The sequence below is a fragment of the Sphaerochaeta halotolerans genome (assembly GCF_003429665.1).
GTDB lineage: Bacteria > Spirochaetota > Spirochaetia > Sphaerochaetales > Sphaerochaetaceae > Sphaerochaeta > Sphaerochaeta halotolerans.
Window position 1 is genome coordinate 17,203 of the sequence record NZ_QUWK01000017.1, and the last position, 21,486, is coordinate 38,688.

Annotated in this window: 18 protein-coding genes; 15 read left to right on the top strand and 3 right to left on the bottom strand. The window is 49.4% G+C overall.

All coding sequences use genetic code 11. The annotated features are described in order from the left end of the window. Position 1 precedes the first annotated feature (1 nt). From ftsZ to DYP60_RS12740, 8 genes are read left to right on the top strand one after another with little or no spacing between them, the layout of a single operon-like run. A complete protein-coding gene (gene ftsZ, locus DYP60_RS12705; protein ID WP_117331391.1) occupies positions 2 to 1,246 on the top strand; it encodes a cell division protein FtsZ in 1,245 nt (414 codons plus the stop codon). A 2-nt stretch (positions 1,247 to 1,248) separates the two neighbouring features. Continuing rightward, entirely contained in the window at positions 1,249 to 2,142 is an 894-nt protein-coding gene (locus tag DYP60_RS12710) for a tyrosine-type recombinase/integrase (RefSeq protein ID WP_117331392.1), read from the top strand. A gap of 2 nt (positions 2,143 to 2,144) precedes the next feature. Then, positions 2,145 to 2,888: a TSUP family transporter gene (locus DYP60_RS12715; RefSeq protein WP_117331393.1), complete on the top strand. Its 744-nt coding sequence runs from the start codon at positions 2,145 to 2,147 to the stop codon at positions 2,886 to 2,888. 33 nt (positions 2,889 to 2,921) lie between these two features. Next, positions 2,922 to 3,800, top strand: a complete 879-nt coding sequence (locus tag DYP60_RS12720) for a DNA-processing protein DprA (protein ID WP_117331394.1) — start codon at positions 2,922 to 2,924, stop codon at positions 3,798 to 3,800. After that, positions 3,793 to 4,683 carry a tyrosine-type recombinase/integrase gene (locus DYP60_RS12725; RefSeq protein WP_117331395.1) on the top strand — a complete coding sequence of 297 codons (891 nt, stop codon included), beginning with the start codon at positions 3,793 to 3,795 and terminating at the stop codon, positions 4,681 to 4,683. Before DYP60_RS12720 ends, DYP60_RS12725 begins: the two co-directional genes overlap by 8 nt. After that, on the top strand, positions 4,676 to 5,212 hold the full coding sequence (gene hslV, locus DYP60_RS12730) for an ATP-dependent protease subunit HslV (protein WP_117331396.1): 537 nt from the start codon (positions 4,676 to 4,678) through the stop codon (positions 5,210 to 5,212). Before DYP60_RS12725 ends, hslV begins: the two co-directional genes overlap by 8 nt. A gap of 4 nt (positions 5,213 to 5,216) precedes the next feature. After that, entirely contained in the window at positions 5,217 to 6,596 is a 1,380-nt protein-coding gene (hslU, locus tag DYP60_RS12735; RefSeq protein ID WP_117331397.1) for an ATP-dependent protease ATPase subunit HslU, read from the top strand. 9 nt (positions 6,597 to 6,605) lie between these two features. Beyond that, positions 6,606 to 7,607 (top strand): flagellar biosynthesis protein FlhF, encoded by a 1,002-nt coding sequence (locus tag DYP60_RS12740; protein WP_117331398.1) that lies wholly within the window; start codon positions 6,606 to 6,608, stop codon positions 7,605 to 7,607. Here the strand turns inward: DYP60_RS12740 and DYP60_RS12745 are convergent. Then, complete coding sequence (locus DYP60_RS12745) at positions 7,604 to 9,271, bottom strand: peptidoglycan D,D-transpeptidase FtsI family protein (protein ID WP_117331399.1); 1,668 nt, start codon at positions 9,269 to 9,271, stop codon at positions 7,604 to 7,606. The two genes, DYP60_RS12740 and DYP60_RS12745, sit on opposite strands and share 4 nt — an antisense overlap. 41 nt (positions 9,272 to 9,312) lie before the next feature. Here DYP60_RS12745 and DYP60_RS12750 point away from each other — a divergent pair, with 41 nt between their 5' ends. Beyond that, positions 9,313 to 10,434: a M23 family metallopeptidase gene (locus DYP60_RS12750; RefSeq protein ID WP_117331400.1), complete on the top strand. Its 1,122-nt coding sequence runs from the start codon at positions 9,313 to 9,315 to the stop codon at positions 10,432 to 10,434. Positions 10,435 to 10,499: 65 nt separating this feature from the next. Here DYP60_RS12750 and secA read toward each other — a convergent pair whose 3' ends face one another. Beyond that, entirely contained in the window at positions 10,500 to 13,265 is a 2,766-nt protein-coding gene (gene secA, locus DYP60_RS12755; RefSeq protein WP_117331401.1) for a preprotein translocase subunit SecA, read from the bottom strand. A gap of 133 nt (positions 13,266 to 13,398) precedes the next feature. Between secA and murG the strand changes: the two genes are divergently transcribed. The 6 genes from murG to DYP60_RS12785 are packed head-to-tail and all read left to right on the top strand — an operon-like array spanning position 13,399 to position 20,854. Beyond that, on the top strand, positions 13,399 to 14,550 hold the full coding sequence (gene murG / locus DYP60_RS12760; protein WP_117331402.1) for an undecaprenyldiphospho-muramoylpentapeptide beta-N-acetylglucosaminyltransferase: 1,152 nt from the start codon (positions 13,399 to 13,401) through the stop codon (positions 14,548 to 14,550). Next, positions 14,535 to 15,062: a CvpA family protein gene (locus DYP60_RS12765; protein ID WP_117331403.1), complete on the top strand. Its 528-nt coding sequence runs from the start codon at positions 14,535 to 14,537 to the stop codon at positions 15,060 to 15,062. The genes murG and DYP60_RS12765 overlap by 16 nt, the downstream gene beginning before the upstream one ends. Beyond that, on the top strand, positions 15,055 to 16,227 hold the full coding sequence (locus tag DYP60_RS12770; protein ID WP_117331404.1) for a DNA polymerase III subunit delta': 1,173 nt from the start codon (positions 15,055 to 15,057) through the stop codon (positions 16,225 to 16,227). Before DYP60_RS12765 ends, DYP60_RS12770 begins: the two co-directional genes overlap by 8 nt. Then, the gene (locus tag DYP60_RS12775; RefSeq protein ID WP_117331405.1) at positions 16,224 to 17,417 is read left to right on the top strand and encodes a two-component system sensor histidine kinase NtrB; all 1,194 of its coding nucleotides are present in this window, start codon (positions 16,224 to 16,226) and stop codon (positions 17,415 to 17,417) included. Before DYP60_RS12770 ends, DYP60_RS12775 begins: the two co-directional genes overlap by 4 nt. Beyond that, the gene (locus DYP60_RS12780) at positions 17,407 to 18,768 is read left to right on the top strand and encodes a sigma-54-dependent transcriptional regulator (RefSeq protein WP_117331406.1); all 1,362 of its coding nucleotides are present in this window, start codon (positions 17,407 to 17,409) and stop codon (positions 18,766 to 18,768) included. The genes DYP60_RS12775 and DYP60_RS12780 overlap by 11 nt, the downstream gene beginning before the upstream one ends. Then, complete coding sequence (locus DYP60_RS12785) at positions 18,755 to 20,854, top strand: ATP-dependent DNA helicase (protein ID WP_117331407.1); 2,100 nt, start codon at positions 18,755 to 18,757, stop codon at positions 20,852 to 20,854. The genes DYP60_RS12780 and DYP60_RS12785 overlap by 14 nt, the downstream gene beginning before the upstream one ends. Positions 20,855 to 20,911: 57 nt before the next feature. Here DYP60_RS12785 and DYP60_RS12790 read toward each other — a convergent pair whose 3' ends face one another. Further along, positions 20,912 to 21,184 carry a co-chaperone GroES gene (locus DYP60_RS12790; RefSeq protein ID WP_117331408.1) on the bottom strand — a complete coding sequence of 91 codons (273 nt, stop codon included), beginning with the start codon at positions 21,182 to 21,184 and terminating at the stop codon, positions 20,912 to 20,914. Between the last annotated feature and the right edge of the window lie 302 nt (positions 21,185 to 21,486).

The window sequence follows — 21,486 nt, forward strand, 5'->3', positions numbered from 1 at the left end:
TATGGATTTTGGAATGTTTGAAGTTGAGGATATGGTTCAGGATGAACAAACCACTGCCACGGTCATCAAGGTGCTCGGGGTAGGAGGTGCTGGGGGAAATGCGGTTAATCGTATGATTGCCAGTGGCCTGAAAAAGGTACAGTTCGTTACCATGAACACTGATATGCAGGCCTTACAGCGATCCAATGCACAGGTCCGTATTCCCATCGGCAAGGAGTTGACCGGAGGGCTTGGTGCTGGAGGTATCCCCGAGGTAGGGGAGAAAGCCGCCCAGGAGAGCAAGGAGGATATCCGCCGCGAGATTGAGAATGCCGACATGGTCTTCATTACCGCGGGCATGGGAGGGGGAACCGGTACCGGAGCTGTCCCCGTCGTTGCTGAAATTGCCAAGAGTTGTAATGCGCTCACTGTTGCAGTGGTAACCACCCCGTTTGCATTCGAAGGAAAGAAGAAATTGCTGTTGGCCCAGGCAGGGATTGAGAAACTGCGGAAGCAGGTGGATACCCTGATCATCATACCCAATCAGTATTTGCTGAAAGTAGTGGAGAACAACACCCCTATCAAGCAAGCCTTCCTGATGGCGGACGAAGTTCTGTACATGGGTGTCCAGGGCATCAGCGAGCTGATTACTGAACCAGGTGAGATCAACATAGACTTTGCTGACGTCAGAACTGTTATGAAGGGCAAGGGTGATGCGCTCATGGGCATCGGATTTGGAGAAGGCGCCAACCGTGCGGTTGATGCAGCACGTCAGGCCATCAGTAACCCCTTGTTGGAGAATGCAAGCATTGAAGGGGCAAAGAGTGTCTTGGTCAATCTCTCTGGTGGTGACAATCTTACCCTCCAAGAGTACCAGGATGTCGTTGAGCTGGTGACCGACAAGTGTAGTGATGATGCGCTGATCATCGCAGGCCAGGCTTTCAATCCTGAGCTGGGTGACCGGATCAAGGTGACGGTGGTAGCAACTGGATTTGAACGGAGAGAAGAGGTGGTTGGGGCTGAGATACCAGAAATGGATATGGTCAAACGCCACTATGCTGCCTCCAAGGTTGGTGAGAAGAAACAGGAAGATGGAGCTACGGCAGCCAAGCATACCCAGGGTGAAGAGGAGCCCATTCCAGCCATCCAGGTCAATCGCTGGCAGGATTTGCAGAAACAGTTGGGCAAAGGGTCCGGTAATAATTCCAATGACTATACCATCCCTGCCGTACTGAGGTACTCCAGGAAACAATCAGAAGAGAAATAGGTATGACTCTTCCGGTTGACCAACTTTTGCTTGAAGAGTATGAGGACTATCTGATGATGCAGCGTCGTCTTTCCCAGGCGACGCTGCAGGTCTATCTCTATGAAGTTTCCCGTTTGATGGAAACCTCACTTCCTCTGGACACGGTAGATGCTCTGCAACTGGAAGCCTATCTGATCGGGGAGAGGAAGCAAAGAAATCTTTCCTCAGCAAGTCTTGCCAAGGCGCTTAGTGCACTCAGGTCATTCTTTGCCTTTCTGCAACTCCAGAAGATACGGCAGGATAACCCTGTTCTACTGGTCAGCCACTCTCAAAAACCGCTGACACTTCCCCAGGTGGCGAGCGTGCAGCAGATAGACGCACTTCTCGAGAGTATTGATATAGCCTCTCCTCTGGGATATCGGGATCGCACCCTTTTTGAGTTGATATATTCCTGTGGATTGAGAATCAGTGAAGCATGCAATTTGGAGGTTTCCGATTACCAGGATGGGAAGCTGAGGGTGCTAGGAAAACGTGATAAGCTCAGAATTGTCCCAGTAGGAGAGATAGCAGCACAGTACCTGGCGGCCTATCTTAAGGATATCCGCCCTGCCCTAGTGGGTATGCGTCTTTCCAACCAAGCCCTTTTTGTCGGGCGTAGAGGGAAGAAGCTCACCAGGCAAGCAGTATATAAACGATTTGTAGGCTATTGTCAGAAGTGTAATCTTGATGCAAAGGTACATACCCTCCGCCACAGTTTTGCCACCCACCTGTTAGAAGGCGGAGCAGACCTCAGAAGTGTCCAGGAACTACTTGGGCATGCAGATATCAAGACGACGCAGATCTACACCCATGTGGATACTGCCTCCCTGCAGCACGCATACGATGCGTATCATGACGAGCAGGAGGACAAGGAGTAAACATGAGTGTGCTTTGGATTCTCTGTCCAATCATCGCCTTCGGATCAGCGGTGGATGCCATTGCCGGCGGTGGTGGATTGATCACCCTGACTGCCTATGTTGCAGTGGGCCTTCCCCCGACGACCGCTCTGGGGAACAACAAGTTTGCCTCAGCAAGTGGCACCCTGATTGCGACCATTCAGTATCTGTCCCAGAAACAGGTCAATTTCTTGGTGGGCGGGATTGCCATCGTAACGACTTTCATTGGTTCTACCTACGGTTCATACCTGGCAACACTGTACGCTTCTACCTATCTCTCCTTCCTCCTGATCATCCTGGTACCCTCCCTAGCGGTATTTATGTTGGTGAATCCGAATTTTGGTAAAGCCCAACCAAGGGGAAAATCATTCACCTTGGTGCTCAGTGGGATCACCGGACTGGTTGTTGGGATGTACGATGGATTTTTTGGACCGGGAACGGGAATGTTCCTCACCCTCATTTTTACCGCGGTACTTGGGCTTGACCTGCTCAAGGCGTGTGGAACGGCAAGGATTGTGAACCTTGCCTCCAATATTGCTGCCTTGTCCATGTTTCTTTACCATGGGGTGATTGATTTCTCCATCGCAATTCCGTGTGCTGTGAGTGCCATCATTGGTGGGTACATCGGCAGCCATCTGGCGTTGAGAATCGGTCAGAAAGTCGTGAAGCCGGTCATGCTTCTGGTGCTCTCCCTGTTACTGATCAAGGTTATTGTTGAATGGTTCTGAAGCAAACACCCTTGTTTTTTATCTTTCTGTTCTATGAAACTTTCCCTATTGTTGGCTCTCAGCCTACTGCCGCTCTCTTGTGAGAAGCGCCTTGCACTTGCTTCTTCTGGCATAACACTACAAGAACTCGCAAATCGTGGGGCGAATATGGCCCGGGTAAAGCGAATGCTACAGTTCCTTCAGGAAGAGCAAACGGTACACGTCTGCTTTTGGGGAATGGATGGGTATCCTCCCATGCTCTACCAGATGGAGAACCCACCATTCCGACTCATGTACAACAAGGTCTTGCCTGAAGGTTCTGCACAGCTGCTCTCCCTCTGTGGAACCCGCTATCCCGATGGGCAAGGTGCGCAACGGGCGTACCGTTTTGCTCTCGAGACCTGTGCAAACAACACCACCTTGGTGACAAGCAACAGTCGAGGAGTTGACAGAACTGCTCTCTATGCAAGTCAGGATCTGAAAGTCAATTCGTTTGTCATTTGTGATTGTGGTTTGGCGACAAGACGGGTCAAGGCATATCGTGCACTACCCTTTGTTTCATTGCTCTCTCCCTATGAACCTGATGATGTGGCATTCCCCTCTCGTTGCTTGAGTCGAAATATGCTGACCACTGCGCTCGGAAATGCAACCATGGTTATCCAGGCGCCAAGGAAAAGTGGCTGCATGCACTGTGCCACTTCAGCGTTGGACCAGGGAAAGGATGTGTTTGTCCATAGAGAAGGGATAGGGGGTGGGGCTTTGGACGACGGCACCACCTTCCTTGCCGAGATGGGAGCTCCTAGCATTTCATCCTTCAGCGAGCTTGCTCCATATCTTGGTTGGGAGACCCATTTCAGGGTGAATGAGAAACGGGGAGGAGCTAAAACGTTGTATCGTTTTGGGCCTGCATGGTATAGTCTCTCATATGCATGAGACCTTGATCCAGGAGTTCCTGGAAACCCAGAAGCAGATTCGTAATCTCAGTGATCATACCCTGCTGGCGTACAGACGGGATCTGGAACAACTTTCACTGTATTTCGCCTCGCTTGGGATTGGTTTGGCAGAGGCAAGCAGGGAAGACGGAAGGATGTATCTACGGTTCTTGAAATTTGATAAACACTATAAAGAGACAACGGTGAACCGGAAGATCAGCTGTGCAAGAACTTTTTATACATCGCTGTGCAAGCAGGGAGTGTGTTCGGCCAACCCATTCTCTTTAGTGGTTACACACCGAAGTCAAAACCATCTTCCTACGGTCCTCAGTGTCCATGAGGTGGCAGAGCTGCTCAGTCAGAGCTATGATGATTTCCGCTCTGCTTGTGCAATCTCACTCTTCACCTTGTTGTATGACACTGGTTGCAGAATCAGTGAGGTGCTCAATATTGAAGAGGATGCAATCGAATGGGAGAAACGGCGTATCCTGGTCTTGGGAAAGGGATCAAAAAGCCGTTATGTCTTCTTTACAAACCATTGCAGGAAGGTGTTGCAAACCTATCTGAGTCTGAAAAGAGAGCGATTCCAATCCCCCTACTTGTTCTGTTCAATTCAGGGAAAACAGTTGCCGATGAGCACGGTTGGTAGTATTTTTGCTACATATAGAAGGAGGCTCGGGTGGCAGAAACAATTTACGCCGCATGTACTGAGGCATACATATGCAACCCACCTTCTGGACAACGGGGCAGATATCCGATTGGTACAGGAATTACTTGGTCATGCAAGCATCTCTACCACGCAAATCTACACCCATGTATCAAAAGAGAGGCTGGCAAGGGTCTATAAGTCCTGTCATCCTCATGGAAGGAAACAACATGAGTAGTTTTAAAGGAACAACCATCGTAGCAGTGAGAAGAGATGGCCATGTGGCCATAGCCGGCGATGGACAGGTCACTGCAGGAGATACAATTCTCAAATCGAACGCACACAAGGTGCGTACGTTGTATGAAGGAAAAGTAATTACCGGCTTTGCTGGCACAACTGCCGATGCTTTCACCCTCTTTGAACTTTTTGAGGGAAAATTGAAGCAATACAATGGGGACTTGACCCGTTCGGCAGTGGAACTGGCTAAGCAGTGGAGAACCGATAAGCAGCTGCGTCAGCTCGAAGCTATGATGCTTGTCAGTGATGGGAAGCGAATCTTCCTGATCAATGGTGCGGGTGATGTGGTCGATCCAGAGAGAGATGCCATCGGCATCGGGAGTGGGGGGAACTACGCACTCAGTGCAGCATTGGCCTATTTGGAAGCAGATTCCTCGATGTCAGCGGAAGAGATTGCCAGAAAAAGTGTGCAGATAGCAGCTTCTGTGTGTATCTACACAGATGATCAGATTAATGTAGAGGTATTGTAAGCATATGGGATATTCAGCAAGCAGGAAACTAGATGAGCTCAAGCCTTCTCAGATTGTTTCAGAACTAGATAAATATATCATCGGCCAGCAGAAGGCCAAACGAACCATAGCGGTTGCCATCCGCAACCGGACTCGGAGAAAGAGGCTTCCTGAAGAGATCAGGGACGAGGTCTCTCCGAAGAACATCATCATGATCGGACCTACAGGGGTCGGAAAAACCGAGATAGCAAGACGCATTGCCAAGCTGTCCAACGCTCCGTTCATCAAGGTCGAGGCAACCAAGTACACTGAGGTGGGATACGTTGGCCGAGATGTTGAATCGATCATCAGGGATCTTATGAGTATCGCGGTACAGCAAGTGAAAGCTGAACTGGCCGAGGCTGAGAAGGAAAAGGTTGCCAGCAGGGTTGAAGAGCGACTGCTCGATATATTGCTGCCACAGATGAAAGATGAGGAAAAGGGTGATGTGGTGCCGGCAGGTACCAGTTTTACCGACAGCAAGAAGGTTACCCGTGAACGCTTCAGGGAAATGCTTCGCTCCGGTGCTTTTGATGATCGTGAGATTGAGGTCAATGTCCAGAGCAGGAAGCGCGTCGGTATTGAAGTCCTGGGTCAGCCGAACATGGAAGAGTTGCAGGATGCAATGCAGAGTCTTGGCTCAATCTTTGGAAACGGCCGCGGGCACAACCGAAAGTTGAGCATAAAACGGGCTCGTGAGATTTTTACCGAAGAAGAGATAGAGAAGGCTGTCGATAACGACCGCGCCATTGATGAAGCAAAGGAGCGGGTCGAGCAGATGGGTATTGTATTCCTTGATGAGATCGACAAGGTTGCAAAAGGCGGAGGTGCTTCCTCCGGCATTGATGTCAGCAGGGAAGGAGTCCAGCGTGATATCCTCCCAATCGTGGAAGGAACCAGCGTTTCCACCAAGTGGGGTGTGATTGATACCACGCATATCCTCTTCATCGCGAGTGGGGCATTCCATGTTTCCAAACCCAGTGATTTGATTCCTGAGTTGCAAGGACGATTCCCGCTTCGTGTCGAATTGGATGATTTGACTTCTGATGACTTCTATCGCATTCTCACGGAGCCTGCTAATGCAATCACCATGCAGTATCATGAGCTACTCAAGACCGAAGGGGTGGAAATCATCTTTGATGATGCTGCCATCAGGAGGGTCAGCGAGATAGCCTATGAAGTGAATACAACCAATGATAACATAGGGGCGAGAAGGTTGTTCACCATCATGGAAAAGTTGTTGGAGGAACTCTCCTTCAGTGCAGATGAACTTTCAGGTCAAACCATCACCATCACTGCGGCCTATGTTGAAGAACGGTTGCGTGATGTTCTACAGGATCAGGATCTGTCCAAGTTCATTCTCTAAGGGGGCAATTTGGAATTCCTTACGCTTGAAGCAGAAGACTATGAACATGCATTAAGAGAAGCCCGCACACAGTGGGGCAGTGCAGTTCGTGTGCATGCACGTAAGGATTTCCAGGTGAAGAGGGGGCTGCACAGCGAAAAACGCTGTCGTATCACCTTCTTCCTGGTAGATGAGACCGAGCCGACTGAAGAGTCGATGGCTGAGGAGCCTGTATTCAATGCAGAAGAACATCTCTCCTTTCTTATAGAGCAGAATGAGATTCCTGCAACCAAAGTGGAACTAATCAAATCCATGCTCTTGCCAGAAGGGAAACCTCTGGGGCAAGCGGAGCTGGAGGTTCAGTTCTTCCAGTTCCTGCTTGAGGATCTGCAGTTTGAAGATGCCATCCAACAACGATATGTGGTGTTGGTAGGCCCTGCCGGGGTGGGAAAGACCACCAGTTTGGTAAAGCTGGCAATCCATCTCAGGGCAAAAGAGGGCAAGAAAGTGGCCTTACTCAGTTTCGATGTGCATCGCCCAGGCGCCTTGGAACAGGTGAGAGGTTTTGCAAAGGAGTACTCCCTCCCTCTCTATGAGGCTACCGATGCAGGGGTATTGGCTGGGTTACTGGACATTCTGGAGACATATGACCATGTTCTGGTCGATACCACTGGGCGCAGCAGCAAGGATGTCATGTTGCGGGATTCTCTCTCCGACTTGTTTTCCTCATTCGATGACAAGGAGCGTGAGTATACCTTGGTAGTCAGTGCAAGCAGCAAATTTACCGATCTTCTCTCCCATTTTGCATTATTCAATGAATACCACCTGAAAAAATTGCTGGTGACCAAATTGGATGAAACCCAAGGAATTGGTAATATTCTCCTGTTTGCAAAGGAGGTTGGCCTTCCTATCTCCTTCTTGGCTGATGGGCAAGGGATTCCTGAGGATTTTCATCGTGCTGATGCCTCCCTGCTGGTCCCCCGGCTACGAGGATTCAACCTTGAACTCAATCAATTCTTCCCCTCTCTCTAGAGTATGGTTGTATCAGTAGTGATCAGTTTCCCCTGACTCACAAGGGTCCTTACAATGGCTGCAACGGCTGGGGCCGCAACATTTGAACCATAGAGGGAAGCACCTTTTGGATTTCCAGCTCCCACATAGATGATGTACTCTGGGCTGTCGATTGGCACCATGGCAAGTGTTGAAACGAGGATAGTCCCATCCTCGTAACTTCCTGTCTCCTCATTGAATAATTGAGCAGTTCCTGTTTTTACCCCTAGATTCACTCCTTCAACTTGTGCCTGAGTTCCCGTTCCGCCTGAAAGCGTAGCACGGTGCATGCCCTCCCGAACACGTTCAGTGACGGTAGGGTCAAACACCTGTGAAAGTATGGTGCGTTCCCTTTGATAGCTTTTCTCTCCAGTAACGGGGGAGGAACGGGAGAGAATGAGATGAGGAGCCAAGAGTTCCCCGCTCGGAGACAGTGCTGTTGCGGCAGCGCAGAGATGCAACGCACTCACCAGTAGTTCCTGACCAAAGGCAATGGTGGGCAAGGTTCGCCCGGACCACTGGGAAGGGTCTGCTATAAAGGCTTTTGCCTTCGAAGGAAGTGAGATGTCAAAGCTGCCGGTAAACCCCAATTGTCCCAACAGGGCGTAAAAGGCCTCAGCATCAGTCTGAAGTGCCCAGTGGGAGATTGCGCCATTGCAGGATTTTGCAAGCATGGTTTCCACATCGACCTCTCCATGTGCAGATGAGCAGTTGATTGTAACATTGCTGGATCCTGCTTTAAACGTGTAGGAGCCATCACACAGGAATGGCTCATCCGTCTTGGCTTCTCCAATCTGGAGGATGGAAGCTGTACTGAATAGCTTGAAAACAGACCCAGGTTCATACAAATGATTCACAGCATTGTTTCTTCTTTCTTCCGCTTCACTGCTCCCCAGTGCATTGATGTCGTACCAGGGAAAACTGGATATGCCCAGTATATCACCATTGCGGGCATCCAGAATCATTGCCATTGCGTAATCAGGGGCGAATTCATCAGCAATCTGTTGCAACTGCACATCCAAGGCATATTGGATATCCATATCCAGGGTGAGTGTTACATCCTCTCCATAGGTAGTTCCTTGCTTCCCAATCTCGGGGTAGGGTTGCAAATAGGATTCTTGCGTCAGTTCAATCCCCTCGATTCCCTCCATTTCCCTATTGGTGAACCCAATGGTCTGTGATGCATGAAACTGTGCAGGGTAGGTACGTCCAACCCGTTTCTCTACGTTCACTTGGTTCTGCAGGCCATGTTCTCGTAAGGTAGTACGCAGTGGTTCTACCTGTCGGTCATCAATTTCTTTCTTGATCTGGGCATAGGTGGTATACTGTTCCGCTTTCAGTTGTATCTCTGATGGACTCATCTGCACATACGGTGCGATGACCTCACTGACTAGATTCATGTCGTCAATCATATTGAGATGTAGGTATACTCCCCAGTACGGTCTCTCTATGGCTAGAATTCTGCCATTTCGGTCATAGACTGTACCTCTTACCACGTTCTCAGCCACCTCTGGATCATGGTAGATCTTTGCCTTAGATTGGTCAAAAATCATCAGAATGGCCAATCTGATAAAAAAAATCCCAAGGATAAGGGCAATAAGCACGGTGAAGAATTGGATATACGTATGTTTTGGACTGGTAGCCATGATTGATTTATACTACTATGTAGAAAAGGTAATGTCGAGCTATGGGAAAAGACTACTACGATGACATGCAAGAGCGGCCTTCTTGGCGAGCAGGAAGGGATGGTTCAGATAATACAAGACCGAGCAAAGGGCTGATCTGGACAATCGCACTAGGTATAGCTATCTGTGTGGTTGTCATTGTAATTTGGTACCAGTTTTTCCCCGCTCAGAGCAAAGGGTCCCAAGGGCAAGCTGCGGTGATTGAGGAAGTACTGCCTGAGGTGAAGGAAATTGCAGATGCACCGCAGATCCAGCCAACCGAACCGGCAGAAGGGTCGACTTCCCCCTCTGGTGCTGATGCCCCGGTCGTTGATAATGAGAGTGCCCGGGCGATTGATTCCCAGGGCCCGGTCCGTAGGACACCAACCACCAGCAGTGCATCCATCCAATATGCTGAGCACTTGGTCAAGGATGGTGAAGATCTTGCAAGCATTGCGGCTCTCTACAACCTCAAACCCCAGACGTTGATCAGTGTGAACCAGATCAGGAATATCCAGGCGGTCAAGGAAGGGGTCACCCTTATCATCCCTGATCGTGATGGTCAGCTCTATACGGTGAGGGAAGGCGATATGCTCAGCACCATTGCCCGTAAGTACAGTCCGACCTTGGGTTGGAAGACTTTGCAGGAACTCAATAATCTGAAGAATGAGAAAATCTTTGTTGGACAGAAGCTCTTTATTCCAGATACCTCTTCATCATCCCTGGCCCAGCTCACTGATGTTTCTCCCATACAGTTCCAGAAACCTTCCGTTGGAACAATCAGCAAACTGTTCGGCCAGTCCTATAAGAATCCGACAACTGGAGCGGATGAAGTTCTGGCAGGAATTCTCATTGAAGGAGATTGGGGGGAAGCTGTTGTTGCCTCGGCAAAGGGCGAGGTTGTTGATGCAGGGTACGAGAAGAAGGGCAGGGGACGATTTGTAGTCCTCAGCCATGAGGGCGGATACCGAAGCAGTTATTACCATCTTGAAAACATCGATCCCGAAGTGAAAATTGGAATGAGCTTAGAGAAAGGCCAGACCATTGGAAGCATCGGCACCAGTGGTACTGATTATGGCAGGCCAACCCTGTTCTTCAGTATTGAGCAATCGGGTATTGCGCTTGATCCCATGCAATTTTTCTAGAATCCCACTTTCCTGTGATGTACAAAAGGAGACCGTAATACGGCCTCCTTTATTGGGTAAACCCCTTAGGCATTCCTTCCACAGCAATACTTGTATTTCTTGCCGCTCCCACAAGGACAGGGATCATTCCTTCCCACCTTCGGGGTCTGCCTTCTCACGGTAACCGGGGCAGTATCCCCTCCACCTTGCACGCGTCTGGGCCCTTGGCCTGCACTACCGAAAGCGCCTTGTGCCTGGTGTGTCTCAACCGTCTTAGCCTCCTTGGCTTTCTGACGATACTGCTGTTCAGGCTTGGTAATCTTCACCCTGACCAAGGTCTGTGCCATGAAGCGCTTGATTCCATCCAGCATTTCGGTAAAGATCTCAAATCCTTCTACTTTGTATTCAACCAGAGGATTGCGTTGTGCATAGCTTCTCAAGCCCACTGCATCACGAAGATCTTCAAGGGCGGTCAGATGGTCCTGCCATCTGAGATCGATCTGACGGAGGTAATTGAAACGGAGGAAATCGTTGAACGCTTTTTCTCCGGTAAGGGCAACCTTGTCGTCAATTTCCTTGTCGAGATACTCACGAAGCTTCTGCTTGTACTCTTCTGCAGAAGCGTGTTCAGGAAGGGGAGGTATTTCAAGGTGGAAGGTGGTAAGCATCTCTTCAAACAACCTGATTCCCTTCTTGTCATCCTTTTCCTCGGAGAACACCTGGTCAACCATCTCATCACTGATATCGTGACAAATATTTCTGACACGCTCCAGCAAATGTTCCTCACTCAGAATTGTATCCCGCTCTTTGTAGAGGTAGTTTCTCTGTTCATTCAACACATCATCATAATCCAGGAGGTGCTTTCTGATTTCAAAGTTACGATCCTCAACACGCTTCTGTGCTTTTTCAATGGCATTGCTCAGCATGCGGTGTTCGATGGGTTCTCCATCCTGCATGCCGATTCTGCCGAGCATGTTCTTCAAGTTTTCAGAAGCAAACAGGCGCATCAAGGAATCTTCCAAGGAGACGAAGAACCGACTGGCACCAGGGTCCCCTTGACGTCCACTTCGTCCACGAAGCTGATTGTCGATACGTCGGGATTCATGCCGCTCAGTGCCCAGGATGTAGAGTCCGCCGAGTTCCTTTACCTCTTCATAGTCATGCTTCCAGGAGTCATAGACTTTCTTGATGGCCTCGTTGAATTCCTCTGGCGAAGCATCAGCCCCACAAAGAGCCCTGGCTCTTGCATCAAGGCTGCCTCCCAGTTTGATGTCAGTTCCTCGCCCTGCCATGTTCGTTGCGATGGTAACCGCACCTTTTGCACCTGCATTCTCGATGATCAAGGCTTCACGGGCATGGTTCTTTGCATTGAGTACCTCGTGCTTAATACCCATCCGGCGAAGGAGTACTGAGAGCAGTTCACTTTTCTCGATACTGATGGTGCCAACGAGAATAGGCTGTCCGGTGCTATGGACCTTCTGGATTTCCTCACAGATGGCCTTGAACTTGAACTCTTCATTGTAATAGACCAAATCCGGGTAATCCTTCCGGATAATTGGCTTGTTGGTGGGAATGACCACTACATCAAGGTTGTAAATCTTGAGAAACTCAGGGGCTTCCGTGTCTGCCGTACCAGTCATACCACTGATTTTGTCATACATCCTGAAAAAGTTCTGATAGGTGATGGTGGCAAGGGTCTTGTTCTGGCCAAGGATCTTAATCTTCTCCTTTGCCTCGATTGCCTGGTGGAGTCCCTCGCTGTAGCGTCTTCCATGGAGGATGCGACCGGTGAATTCATCGACAATCTGGACTTGGCCTTCTGCAACAACATAGTCGACATCAGCAGTGTAGAGCCGAAGAGCCTTCACTGCCTGGGTGACATAGTGGACATACTCAAAATTCTCATCCTCATACAGTGACCCGTTGATGATATGATATCTGTTGAGCAATTCCTCAATATGGTTCATCCCTTGGTTGGTGAATAACACGCGTTTTTGTTTTTCGTCCAGCTTGTAGTCCCCGTGTTCATCGAATACGGGAGCCTTTCGGTCGAAACGGGCAAGAGGATCGGGTTCATAGTAGTCACCGGTATCAGGGTTCTTTTCACATTCGGTGAGCAAGGGGGCAACCTTTGCGGCTCCCAGCACCTGGGCCGAGTCGTCCTCACTCTGCCCGCTGATGATCAGGGGGGTTCTGGCCTCATCAATGAGGATTGAGTCAATTTCGTCGATGATGCAGTAGTGATGCTTGGGCTGGATCTTTTCCTGCTCAGACCACTTCATGTTGTCCCTGAGATAGTCAAAACCAAACTCATTGTTCGTTCCGTATGTTACATCCTTGGAATAGGAATTGCGCTTTGCTTCGTTGTCCATGGAAGAAAGGATGACACCTACAGAGAGACCAAGGTATTCGTAGATCGGCCCCATCCAGGAAGCATCACGGCCTGCGAGATAGTCGTTGACCGTGACCACGTGTACGCCATTACCTGAAAGTGCATTCAGGTATGCGGCGGGTACACAGGTAAGGGTTTTCCCTTCACCAGTTTTCATTTCCAGGATTTTACCTTGGTGCAGTACAGCCGCTCCCATGATTTGTACATCATAGTGCCGCTCCCCCAGAACACGGCTTGCCGCCTCCCGTGCCAAGGCAAAAGCCTTGGGCAACAGGGAATCCAAGCTTGCGCCTTGTGCTACCTGCTCCTTGAATCTTTGCGTTTGCTGTCGCACCTCTTCAGCGCTCAGGCTTTCTGCCCAGGCTGCTTCCTTGTTGACCAGCTCAACGACTGGCATGAGGGATTTGAGGTCTTTATCTTGTTTAGTTCCGAACAGTTTTGTAAATAGTGAGGTGCTCATGAATTTCTCTCTTGTTGCGAATATAGGGACTTTACCCCTTCTTGTAAGTATACTCATACTCCAGTTGCAAGAAAAGTAGTAGTGTGAATAAAAGGAAGGCGAAGCCCGGGGAATAGATGGGACAATTCTACCCATGGTGTATCAAATTGATACAATTATACTGGAGCAACTGCTTCTGTTGTGCTATAGTGAAGCCATGGTAGTTTGTTACACAGGGGGAGGAACCCTCGGACATATTTTTCCTGCCTTGGCTGTCCATGAGGAGCTTGCTTGCTCACCTGACTACCAGGCGTTTTGGATTGGGCGGGAAGAGGCCTCGGAGAAAGAGGTTGTCGGACGCTATGGCATTCCCTTCTTTGCCATACGGTGGGGAAAACTTCGACGGTACTGGTCTCTCAGGAATTTCCTGGATATTGGAAATATTATCATTGCATTCTTTCAAGCGCTTCACATACTAAGAGTCCAGAAGCCGGATGTCATCTTCTCCAAGGGAGGGTTTGTTTCGGTTCCTCCTGTGCTCGCAGCGGCGGTGTTGCATATCCCGGTAGTGAGTCATGAGAGTGATGCAACCCCTGGTCTGGCGACAAGGATCAATGCAAAGTACTCACAGTGCATTTGTGTTCCTTTTCATGAAGGATTCACTGCATTGAAGAAGTACAACCTGGTGGTTACCGGCAACCCGATACGGCGCTCTCTGGTGTTGGCCTCGCAGCAGGAATCAATGCAGAGGCCAGCGTTCCTTGGGCTCTCTGAGCCGCTGATCCTGGTCCTGGGCGGCAGTAGCGGCTCAGCCCAGATCAATCTATTGGTGCGAGAGACGCTTGCTTCCCTGACCGAGATGGGGTATGTCTATCATCAGTGTGGGGCCAATGATGTACAACACCTTGTCCATGACCGTTATCAGGAGGTATCTTTCATAGATGAAGCGTTGCCCCTCCTGTTGAAAAATGCCACCGTAGTAGTCAGCCGTGCAGGAGCAAATACCTTGGCCGAACTTGCGTTGTTTGGCTGTCCCTCCCTCCTGATACCCTTGGGTGGGGCATCGAGCAGGGGGGACCAAATAGACAATGCACGGTTGTTTGAGCGGAAGGAAGCGGCAATGGTGCTCTATCCAGACACTCTTGATGCGAAGCAGTTTTTGGAAAGTGTTTCTTTGTTGGTAGGCGACGAGGAGTTTCGCGAACGGTTGCGTGGCAACATGAAAAAGCTTGCTTACGGAACGAGTGCACACCATATAGCGACTGTGCTGAAAACAGTGAAGGAGTCAACATGCAATGGGGTTTGACCATAGGTTCTGTGTATTTCAATTCGATTGACATCATCGTATTCTCTCTTGCTATCATTGGAGGAATCGCCGGCACATTGAGTGGATTTGCTGATGCGTTCAGTCATCGCAGTGGCTTTATCGTTGGCTTTTTCTCTGCTTTGATGTTCACCAAGCTGATTGCTGAGTTGCTGGTGCAATCCTTCTCGCTTCCCGGATTGCTTGCAAGCCTGATCAGTTTTGTAATCCTGTTCTTGCTCGGCTATGCCTTGATGCGATTTGTGGGAAACCTTTTGGAAACCGCACTGAATGCCACGGGACTTCGACCAGTAAATAGCTTGCTTGGTTTTCTGTGGGGTGTACTAGAAGTTGGAATTGTGTGTGCCCTGGTGATCTATGTATTAGAAATTCAAACGGCCTTTGACCTTTCAGCTGTATTTGACAAAAGCCAATTCACTCTCAATGTTGTTCGCCCCTTGGTCCCTGAGACAGTGAACTGGTTCGCCTCAACAGTGCAGGCACCCAATGTTTGATACATTGCGGGAATACCAGAAGGGTGTAGCTGAACAACTGCAGAGCCAGATTGCCTCAGGCACCTTGAGCCAAGTCAACCTTTTTGGGGGGAGCCGCTACAGCCTCAGGATGAGTTTTGCCCTCGAGACTGCTCGGGTGCTCTCTTGCAATGAAGGGGGAGAAAATCACTGCAGTTGTGAGAGTTGCCGGAAATTTCGGAATCTCACGGTCTCAAATGTGGTTATCATCAGCCAGAGGGATCATCGAAGTGTCATCGAGACAAGCCTGTCTACCTTTGAGCGATTGTACAATGATTTTTCCAGGCAATTTGTCATACAGAGCATCAGGCGCATGTTGCTCCAGTATCATCCGGCATTGCTCACTGGTTCTCAGACACAGAGTCAGAATGCTGCAGCTGCTCTTGCCGGCCAGGTAAGCGATCTGCTGGTGGATCTTGCAAGGATGGAGACAGGGAATGCATCCCAGGCAAAAAAGGCGGTCAAGGAACTTCGTAGTGCTCTCAAGGGCTTGTTCACTGCTACCAAGAAGAATACCACCGTTACCATCGGACAGGTACGTGCCCTTGAGCAATGGATTGGCCAGACCAGCATGGGTTCAGGGAAGCGATTCATCATTCTGGAAGCGATGGAGATGACAAACACTTCTGCGCGCAACAGCTTGCTGAAGATGCTTGAGGAGCCAGAGAAAGATACCTATTTCTTTTTGATCAGTGAGTATCCTAACCGGATTATGCAGACTATCCTTTCAAGGGTACGTAGATATGCCTTTCCTCCACTATCCCCTGAAGCAGTTGGGCGGTTTCTCCAACCGTTCTATCTTCATGACAAACAGTATGACAGCTTGGAGTCATTTTTCCTTGAGGGTGGTGGCATGGATCTTTCTCGCGCCACACAGATTGCAGAGACCCTTGTCTCGTCGATACAGGAACAGCGGTATCTGCAGAGCAGTGAATTTGCAGCACTGCTGAAGGAACTTGATGAGATGCAAGGATATGAGTTTGTATTGAAAGCAATGCTTGCATTACTCGCAAAAGTGATGCCTTCCAGGGCTTTGCTGAAACTTTCATCGTTGGTCAATACTACATACAACACAGCGCAGCTCTATAACCAGAACAACCGGCTGATGCTTGAATCCCTGTACTATCGAATGATGGAGGAAGCATGAAAAACTTTGTCCAACGGGCAATCCAAAAGATTGACCAACTTGATACCAACCAGATTATAGAGATTCTGAAGAGCCAATCCAGTGATCTTGAGATGCTGGAGAGTGTGTTGGAGTCCATCCAGGATGGAGTAATCCTTACCGACGAGAGAAAGATTGTCCACTATGCGAACAGCCGATGCCGTACCCTCATACCCATGGCAAGAATGCGGAATTATGAAGGTATGGCCCTCTCCAGGGTTATTGAGGACGAACATGTCCTTCGCTACATCATGCTGGCACTCAAGGGAAAGCATCAGGATGAGGAAAATGAATTCACCTTCCAAAAGGGGACCAAGCTGCAGACCATAGCAGTGACGGTCTATTCCTATATGAACAGTTCTGAGCGTATGAGGTCTTCCTTCGTGGTAATGTTCAGTGATGTGACTGAACATAATGCCAATGAAGCACGGCTTCGTAGAAGTGAGAACCTTGCATCGATGACCACCATGGCCGCCGGGGTAGCCCATGAGATAAAGAACCCGCTTGCTGCAATGGGGATACATCTGCAACTGCTCAAGAAAGCGTTTGAACGTAAAGAGACACTCACCCTTGCCGATGCCGATCGGTATCTCACGGTCCTCGAGGAGGAAATCAGTCGTCTCAATAGTATCGTGGTGGACTTCCTCTTTGCGGTACGCCCGATGGACACGAGACTCCGTCTAGCACAGATGACCAAGACCCTGGAGGATATCTGCTCCTTCGTAGAGCCAGAGTTGGAGGAGCACAGAGTACATTTGATCAAAGATTTTGCGAGTTCCCTGCCTCGTTTGGAGTATGATGAACATCTGCTCAAGCAGGCGGTGCTGAACCTGATCAAGAATGCGATGAACGCCATGGAGGGTGGGGGAAAGCTCATCCTGCAGACCCGTCTTGATGGTGATCAAGTGGTATTGAAGATTCAGGATACCGGTATTGGGATGGATGAGGAGACACAACAAAAGATTTTTGAACCCTACTTCACCACGAAGGCCACCGGTACAGGACTCGGTTTGACTGTCGTCTATAAGATTATGAAGGAACATAAGGGAGATATCACAGTACAGAGCAAGCTAGGGGAGGGAACGGTGTTCATTCTTACGTTCCCAGTGCCCAAGAGTGAACGACTTGCCTTGAAGTGGGAAACTGAAGCGGAGGTACACTATGAATCGTAGCATCTTGATATGTGATGATGAGAAAAATATCAGAAATGGTCTTGCCCTGGCCATGGAGCTCGAGGGGTTTGAAACGCTTGAAGCAGAGGATGGAAAAGTAGCATGGGACCTGGTGAACAAGAAATCGGTTGATCTTGTAATCACTGATCTGAGAATGCCGAACATGAGTGGAGAGGAATTGTTGAAGAGAATCAACAGTGCTTATCCCCGGATGCCTGTCATTATACTCACGGGGCATGGGACCATCGAAACAGCAGTGGATGCGATGCGCTCAGGAGCCATAGACTTCTTTACGAAACCGGTAGATCTTGACCGCCTGACACTGGTGGTGAAGAAAGCTCTCTCCAACAATGATCTCTTTGCAGAGCATGAGCGACTGAAAGAGGAAGTTGCCCAACTCAAGGCACGTAATCGCTATGACCGTATCATCGGCAAGAGCCAGAAGATGGTGGAGCTGATGGATACCGTTAGCCAGGTTGCCCCAACCAAAGCTTCTGTTCTGATCACTGGAGAGAGTGGTGTAGGAAAAGAGCTTGTTGCCGATGCAATTCACGAGCTCAGTAATAGAAATAAGGGGCCCTTGATAAAAGTGCACTGTGCCGCCCTGTCTTCGAGCTTGCTGGAGAGTGAATTGTTTGGGCATGAAAAGGGCTCCTTTACCGGGGCAGTGAAAGAAAAACGAGGACGGTTTGAGCTTGCCGATGGGGGGACCATATTCCTCGATGAGATTGGCGAGATTGATGCAGCTACTCAAGTGAAACTACTGAGGGTGCTCCAGGAAAAGGAGTTTGAACGGGTAGGAGGAGAAAAACCCATCTCTGTCGATGTCCGCATCGTTTGTGCAACCAACCGGGACCTCCTCAAGGAGATTGAAAAGGGTAATTTTCGTGAGGATCTGTACTATAGGCTGAATGTCGTCCATCTGGAGGTATCCCCGCTGAGGGAGCGCAAGGATGACATTCCCCTCTTGATGACCTCATTCCTTACTCAGTTCAGCAAGGAAAACAACCGTATGATTGAGGGCTTTTCCCCTCAGGCAAAACGTGCCTTGCTCAGTTACGATTGGCCGGGAAACATCCGGGAACTCAGGAATTGCATTGAGAGCGCTGTTGTGCTTGCCCGTGGTTCAGTCATTGAGTATGATGACCTGCCCCCAAGTGTCACCAAGACGGAGAATGTACAAAACCTCTCCCTGGATGTTGGCATTACCTTGGCCGAAGCGGAAAAGCAGTTGATCATCAGCACCCTTGCACAGTGCGGGGGGAATAAGACCAAGGCTGCGGAAGTCTTGGGGATTGGAAGGAAAACCTTGCATAGAAAAGTACAGGAATATCACATTGACCAAGCATGACATCTACCACATTTTCGATAAGGATGGGTTGTTGGAGCAAAATTTCCCATCCTATGAGTACCGCGAGGGACAGCTCAATATGGCTGACCTCGTGAGGGAGAGCTTTGAGCGTAATGCAATAGCAGCAATCGAGGCAGGAACCGGCATCGGCAAATCTTTTGCATATCTTGCTGTTGCCCTGTATTCTGCCATGCAATCCCCTGATGAGCGGACTGTGATTGCCACCAGTACCATCAACCTGCAGAAACAGCTGTATGAGAAAGATATTCCCATGCTGTTCAAGTTTCTTGGCCTATCCTGCAAGATTGCCCTTGCAGTAGGCAGGGGGAATTACCTCTGCATCAATCGCTATATGCAGGCCAAAGCTGATTCCGGTTTGCTTGCCCAAGATCCGGCGAACGAACTCTATCAGATAGGGCAGTGGATCAAGGAGAGCGAAACAGGGTTGTTTGCAGACTTTCCTGGCCGGCTGAGCGGGGAGTTGAAAGGCGAGATCTGCAGTGACGGGGATCTCTGCCAGAACCATGCCTGTGCATACTTCCGTGACTGTTTCTACTTCAAGGCGAAGGCAAAGGCGAAGGATGCGAAGATCATTATCAGCAACCACCACCTGCTTTTCACGGATGCACAAAGTCGTTTTATCAGCAATGTAGGGTATGAGGAGGAGATGATCCTACCTCCGTTCAACCGTCTCATTATTGATGAGGCACACAACATTGAGTCGAATGCAACCGAGTATTTCACCGAAGTGTATGACTCCCAGCAGTTGTTGCGACAGATTTCCAAGATCCAACGCTCCGGCCGATTCAGGGGGAAAAGTCTCTTGGAGCAGCTAGGTGAGTACAGTACTGAAGCGGACATCATTGACCGAATCCAGGATGACATTCTTCTTCTGACACAGAACGTGGGTACACTCGACCAATACCTGCTTGGTGTTTTCCAGAAGAACGACTACCAGCCGGTACTGATAAAAGCGGAACACCAAGGAAGGCTGCAGCAGTTTGTCGAAGCAGCCACCAGTGTATCCCAGGCAAGTGGAAGGCTTGCTGCAAAGATCAATACATTCCTTGAACAGAACAAGGCTCCCCAGGAATTGGAGAGCAAGATCAATGAACTGAAGGTACGTGGCACACGAATTGCCATGATGAGTGAGGTACTGACAAAATTCTGCAATTTCACGCTGTGGAAGGATGAAGTACATTGGTTCAATGCAGAATCGTATGGCACCCATCGACAGGTACAGGTGTGCATTACTCCTCTTTCCATCGCACCTTTGCTTGTGGAGGCTGTCTTCAAAAAACTGGATACCGTGGTATGCACCTCCGCGACCCTTGATCTGAATGATGAATTTGCTTTTTGGTCCACTCGTGTCGGACTGCCCTATGATGAGGAACGTCCCTTTCTCAAGGGAGCTTTTTCCTCCCCCTTTGACTATCGGAATCAATTGCTGCTTCTTACTCCTTCCGATGCTCCTTTGTACAGCAAGGATCGGGAAGCGGCATATGAGGAGTATCTTGCACAAACCATCATGTCATCAGTACTCTCTGCGGGAGGGGGGGTGCTTGTATTATTCACCAGCTACTCCATGCTGAAGAAGGTACACCAGCAACTCAGCGAAACGTTTGAGAAAGAGGGGTTGACCTTGCTTTGCCAGGGAGAATACGACCGATATACCCTGCTCAACAGGTTCATCAGTGAGCAGGACAGTGTCCTGTTCGCCACTTCTTCATTCTGGGAAGGGGTGGACGCACCTGGAGAAACGCTTCGCATGGTCATCATTGTAAAGCTTCCCTTCACAGTCCCCTCTGATCCGGTGTTTAAAGCCCGGTGTGAGGCAATTGATGCGAATGGGGGAAGTGGGTTCTATCAGCTTGCCCTTCAGTCGGCAACAATGAAGCTGAAACAGGGCTTTGGGCGCCTGTTGCGTTCAGCGTGTGACCGTGGGGTGGTCATCATTCTGGACAGTCGGGTAGTGAGCAAGAATTACGGTATGTATATGATTCGCTCCTTGCCCGAGAGCTATCATCCGGAGAGTGAGACAACAGGGTTGTCTGATAAGGTAGAGAACTTCCTCTATGGAAGATAAAAAAAGCTGCTTCCTGGCATTTGCCTGGAAACAGCTTTTTTGAATTGATGCTGTCAACTACTCGATAATTGCAAGAATATCCTTCATGCTGAGAATCAGGTATTCGGTGCCATCGGCTTTTACAGAAGTTCCGGCATACTTGTCATGCATGACGCGATCCCCTTCTTTGACGTTCATCTTGACGTCTTCGGTTCCTTCGCCGACTGCCACGACCACTCCAATCTGGGTCTTTTCTTGCGCTGTCTGTGGGATGTAAAGACCGCTGGCGGTCTTCTCCTGCAGCTCTTCCATCTTTACCAATACTCTGTCTGCCAAAGGCTTAATGGTCATTGTATCTTCCTCCAACCAAAAATGAATGTGAAAGTGTAATTGCGACATATTTCCCATCGCTTGAGATAATATAGTCAAAAGAAGCAGAAGGGGCAAGCTGATTCTTTTAGGGTGCGCAAATCCTTCGCACTGTGCAAAAGATACTTGCCGTTCCTGGGATGTATCATTATATTCAGTAGGAAGCAAATAAGAAGGAAACAGGTATGGAAAACGGGCAAAACAACAGGCCTTTCGCTGTTCATGGTGGGTAAGGGCCAATAGAATATTCAAAACAGAGGGGTTATCTGCTATGGTGTCTGCAA

Bases quoted from the DNA above. Each gene is read 5' to 3' on its own strand.
- secA (WP_117331401.1), bottom strand. From the start codon at position 13,265: ATGAGCACCTCACTATTTACAAAACTGTTCGGAACTAAACAAGATAAA.
- hslU (WP_117331397.1), top strand. From the start codon at position 5,217: ATGGGATATTCAGCAAGCAGGAAACTAGATGAGCTCAAGCCTTCTCAG.
- DYP60_RS12715 (WP_117331393.1), top strand. From the start codon at position 2,145: ATGAGTGTGCTTTGGATTCTCTGTCCAATCATCGCCTTCGGATCAGCG.
- DYP60_RS12770 (WP_117331404.1), top strand. From the start codon at position 15,055: ATGTTTGATACATTGCGGGAATACCAGAAGGGTGTAGCTGAACAACTG.
- DYP60_RS12765 (WP_117331403.1), top strand. From the start codon at position 14,535: ATGCAATGGGGTTTGACCATAGGTTCTGTGTATTTCAATTCGATTGAC.
- DYP60_RS12790 (WP_117331408.1), bottom strand. From the start codon at position 21,184: ATGACCATTAAGCCTTTGGCAGACAGAGTATTGGTAAAGATGGAAGAG.
- DYP60_RS12725 (WP_117331395.1), top strand. From the start codon at position 3,793: ATGCATGAGACCTTGATCCAGGAGTTCCTGGAAACCCAGAAGCAGATT.
- DYP60_RS12775 (WP_117331405.1), top strand. From the start codon at position 16,224: ATGAAAAACTTTGTCCAACGGGCAATCCAAAAGATTGACCAACTTGAT.
- murG (WP_117331402.1), top strand. From the start codon at position 13,399: ATGGTGTATCAAATTGATACAATTATACTGGAGCAACTGCTTCTGTTG.
- hslV (WP_117331396.1), top strand. From the start codon at position 4,676: ATGAGTAGTTTTAAAGGAACAACCATCGTAGCAGTGAGAAGAGATGGC.
- DYP60_RS12750 (WP_117331400.1), top strand. From the start codon at position 9,313: ATGGGAAAAGACTACTACGATGACATGCAAGAGCGGCCTTCTTGGCGA.
- DYP60_RS12710 (WP_117331392.1), top strand. From the start codon at position 1,249: ATGACTCTTCCGGTTGACCAACTTTTGCTTGAAGAGTATGAGGACTAT.
- DYP60_RS12745 (WP_117331399.1), bottom strand. From the start codon at position 9,271: ATGGCTACCAGTCCAAAACATACGTATATCCAATTCTTCACCGTGCTT.
- ftsZ (WP_117331391.1), top strand. From the start codon at position 2: ATGGATTTTGGAATGTTTGAAGTTGAGGATATGGTTCAGGATGAACAA.
- DYP60_RS12780 (WP_117331406.1), top strand. From the start codon at position 17,407: ATGAATCGTAGCATCTTGATATGTGATGATGAGAAAAATATCAGAAAT.
- DYP60_RS12720 (WP_117331394.1), top strand. From the start codon at position 2,922: ATGAAACTTTCCCTATTGTTGGCTCTCAGCCTACTGCCGCTCTCTTGT.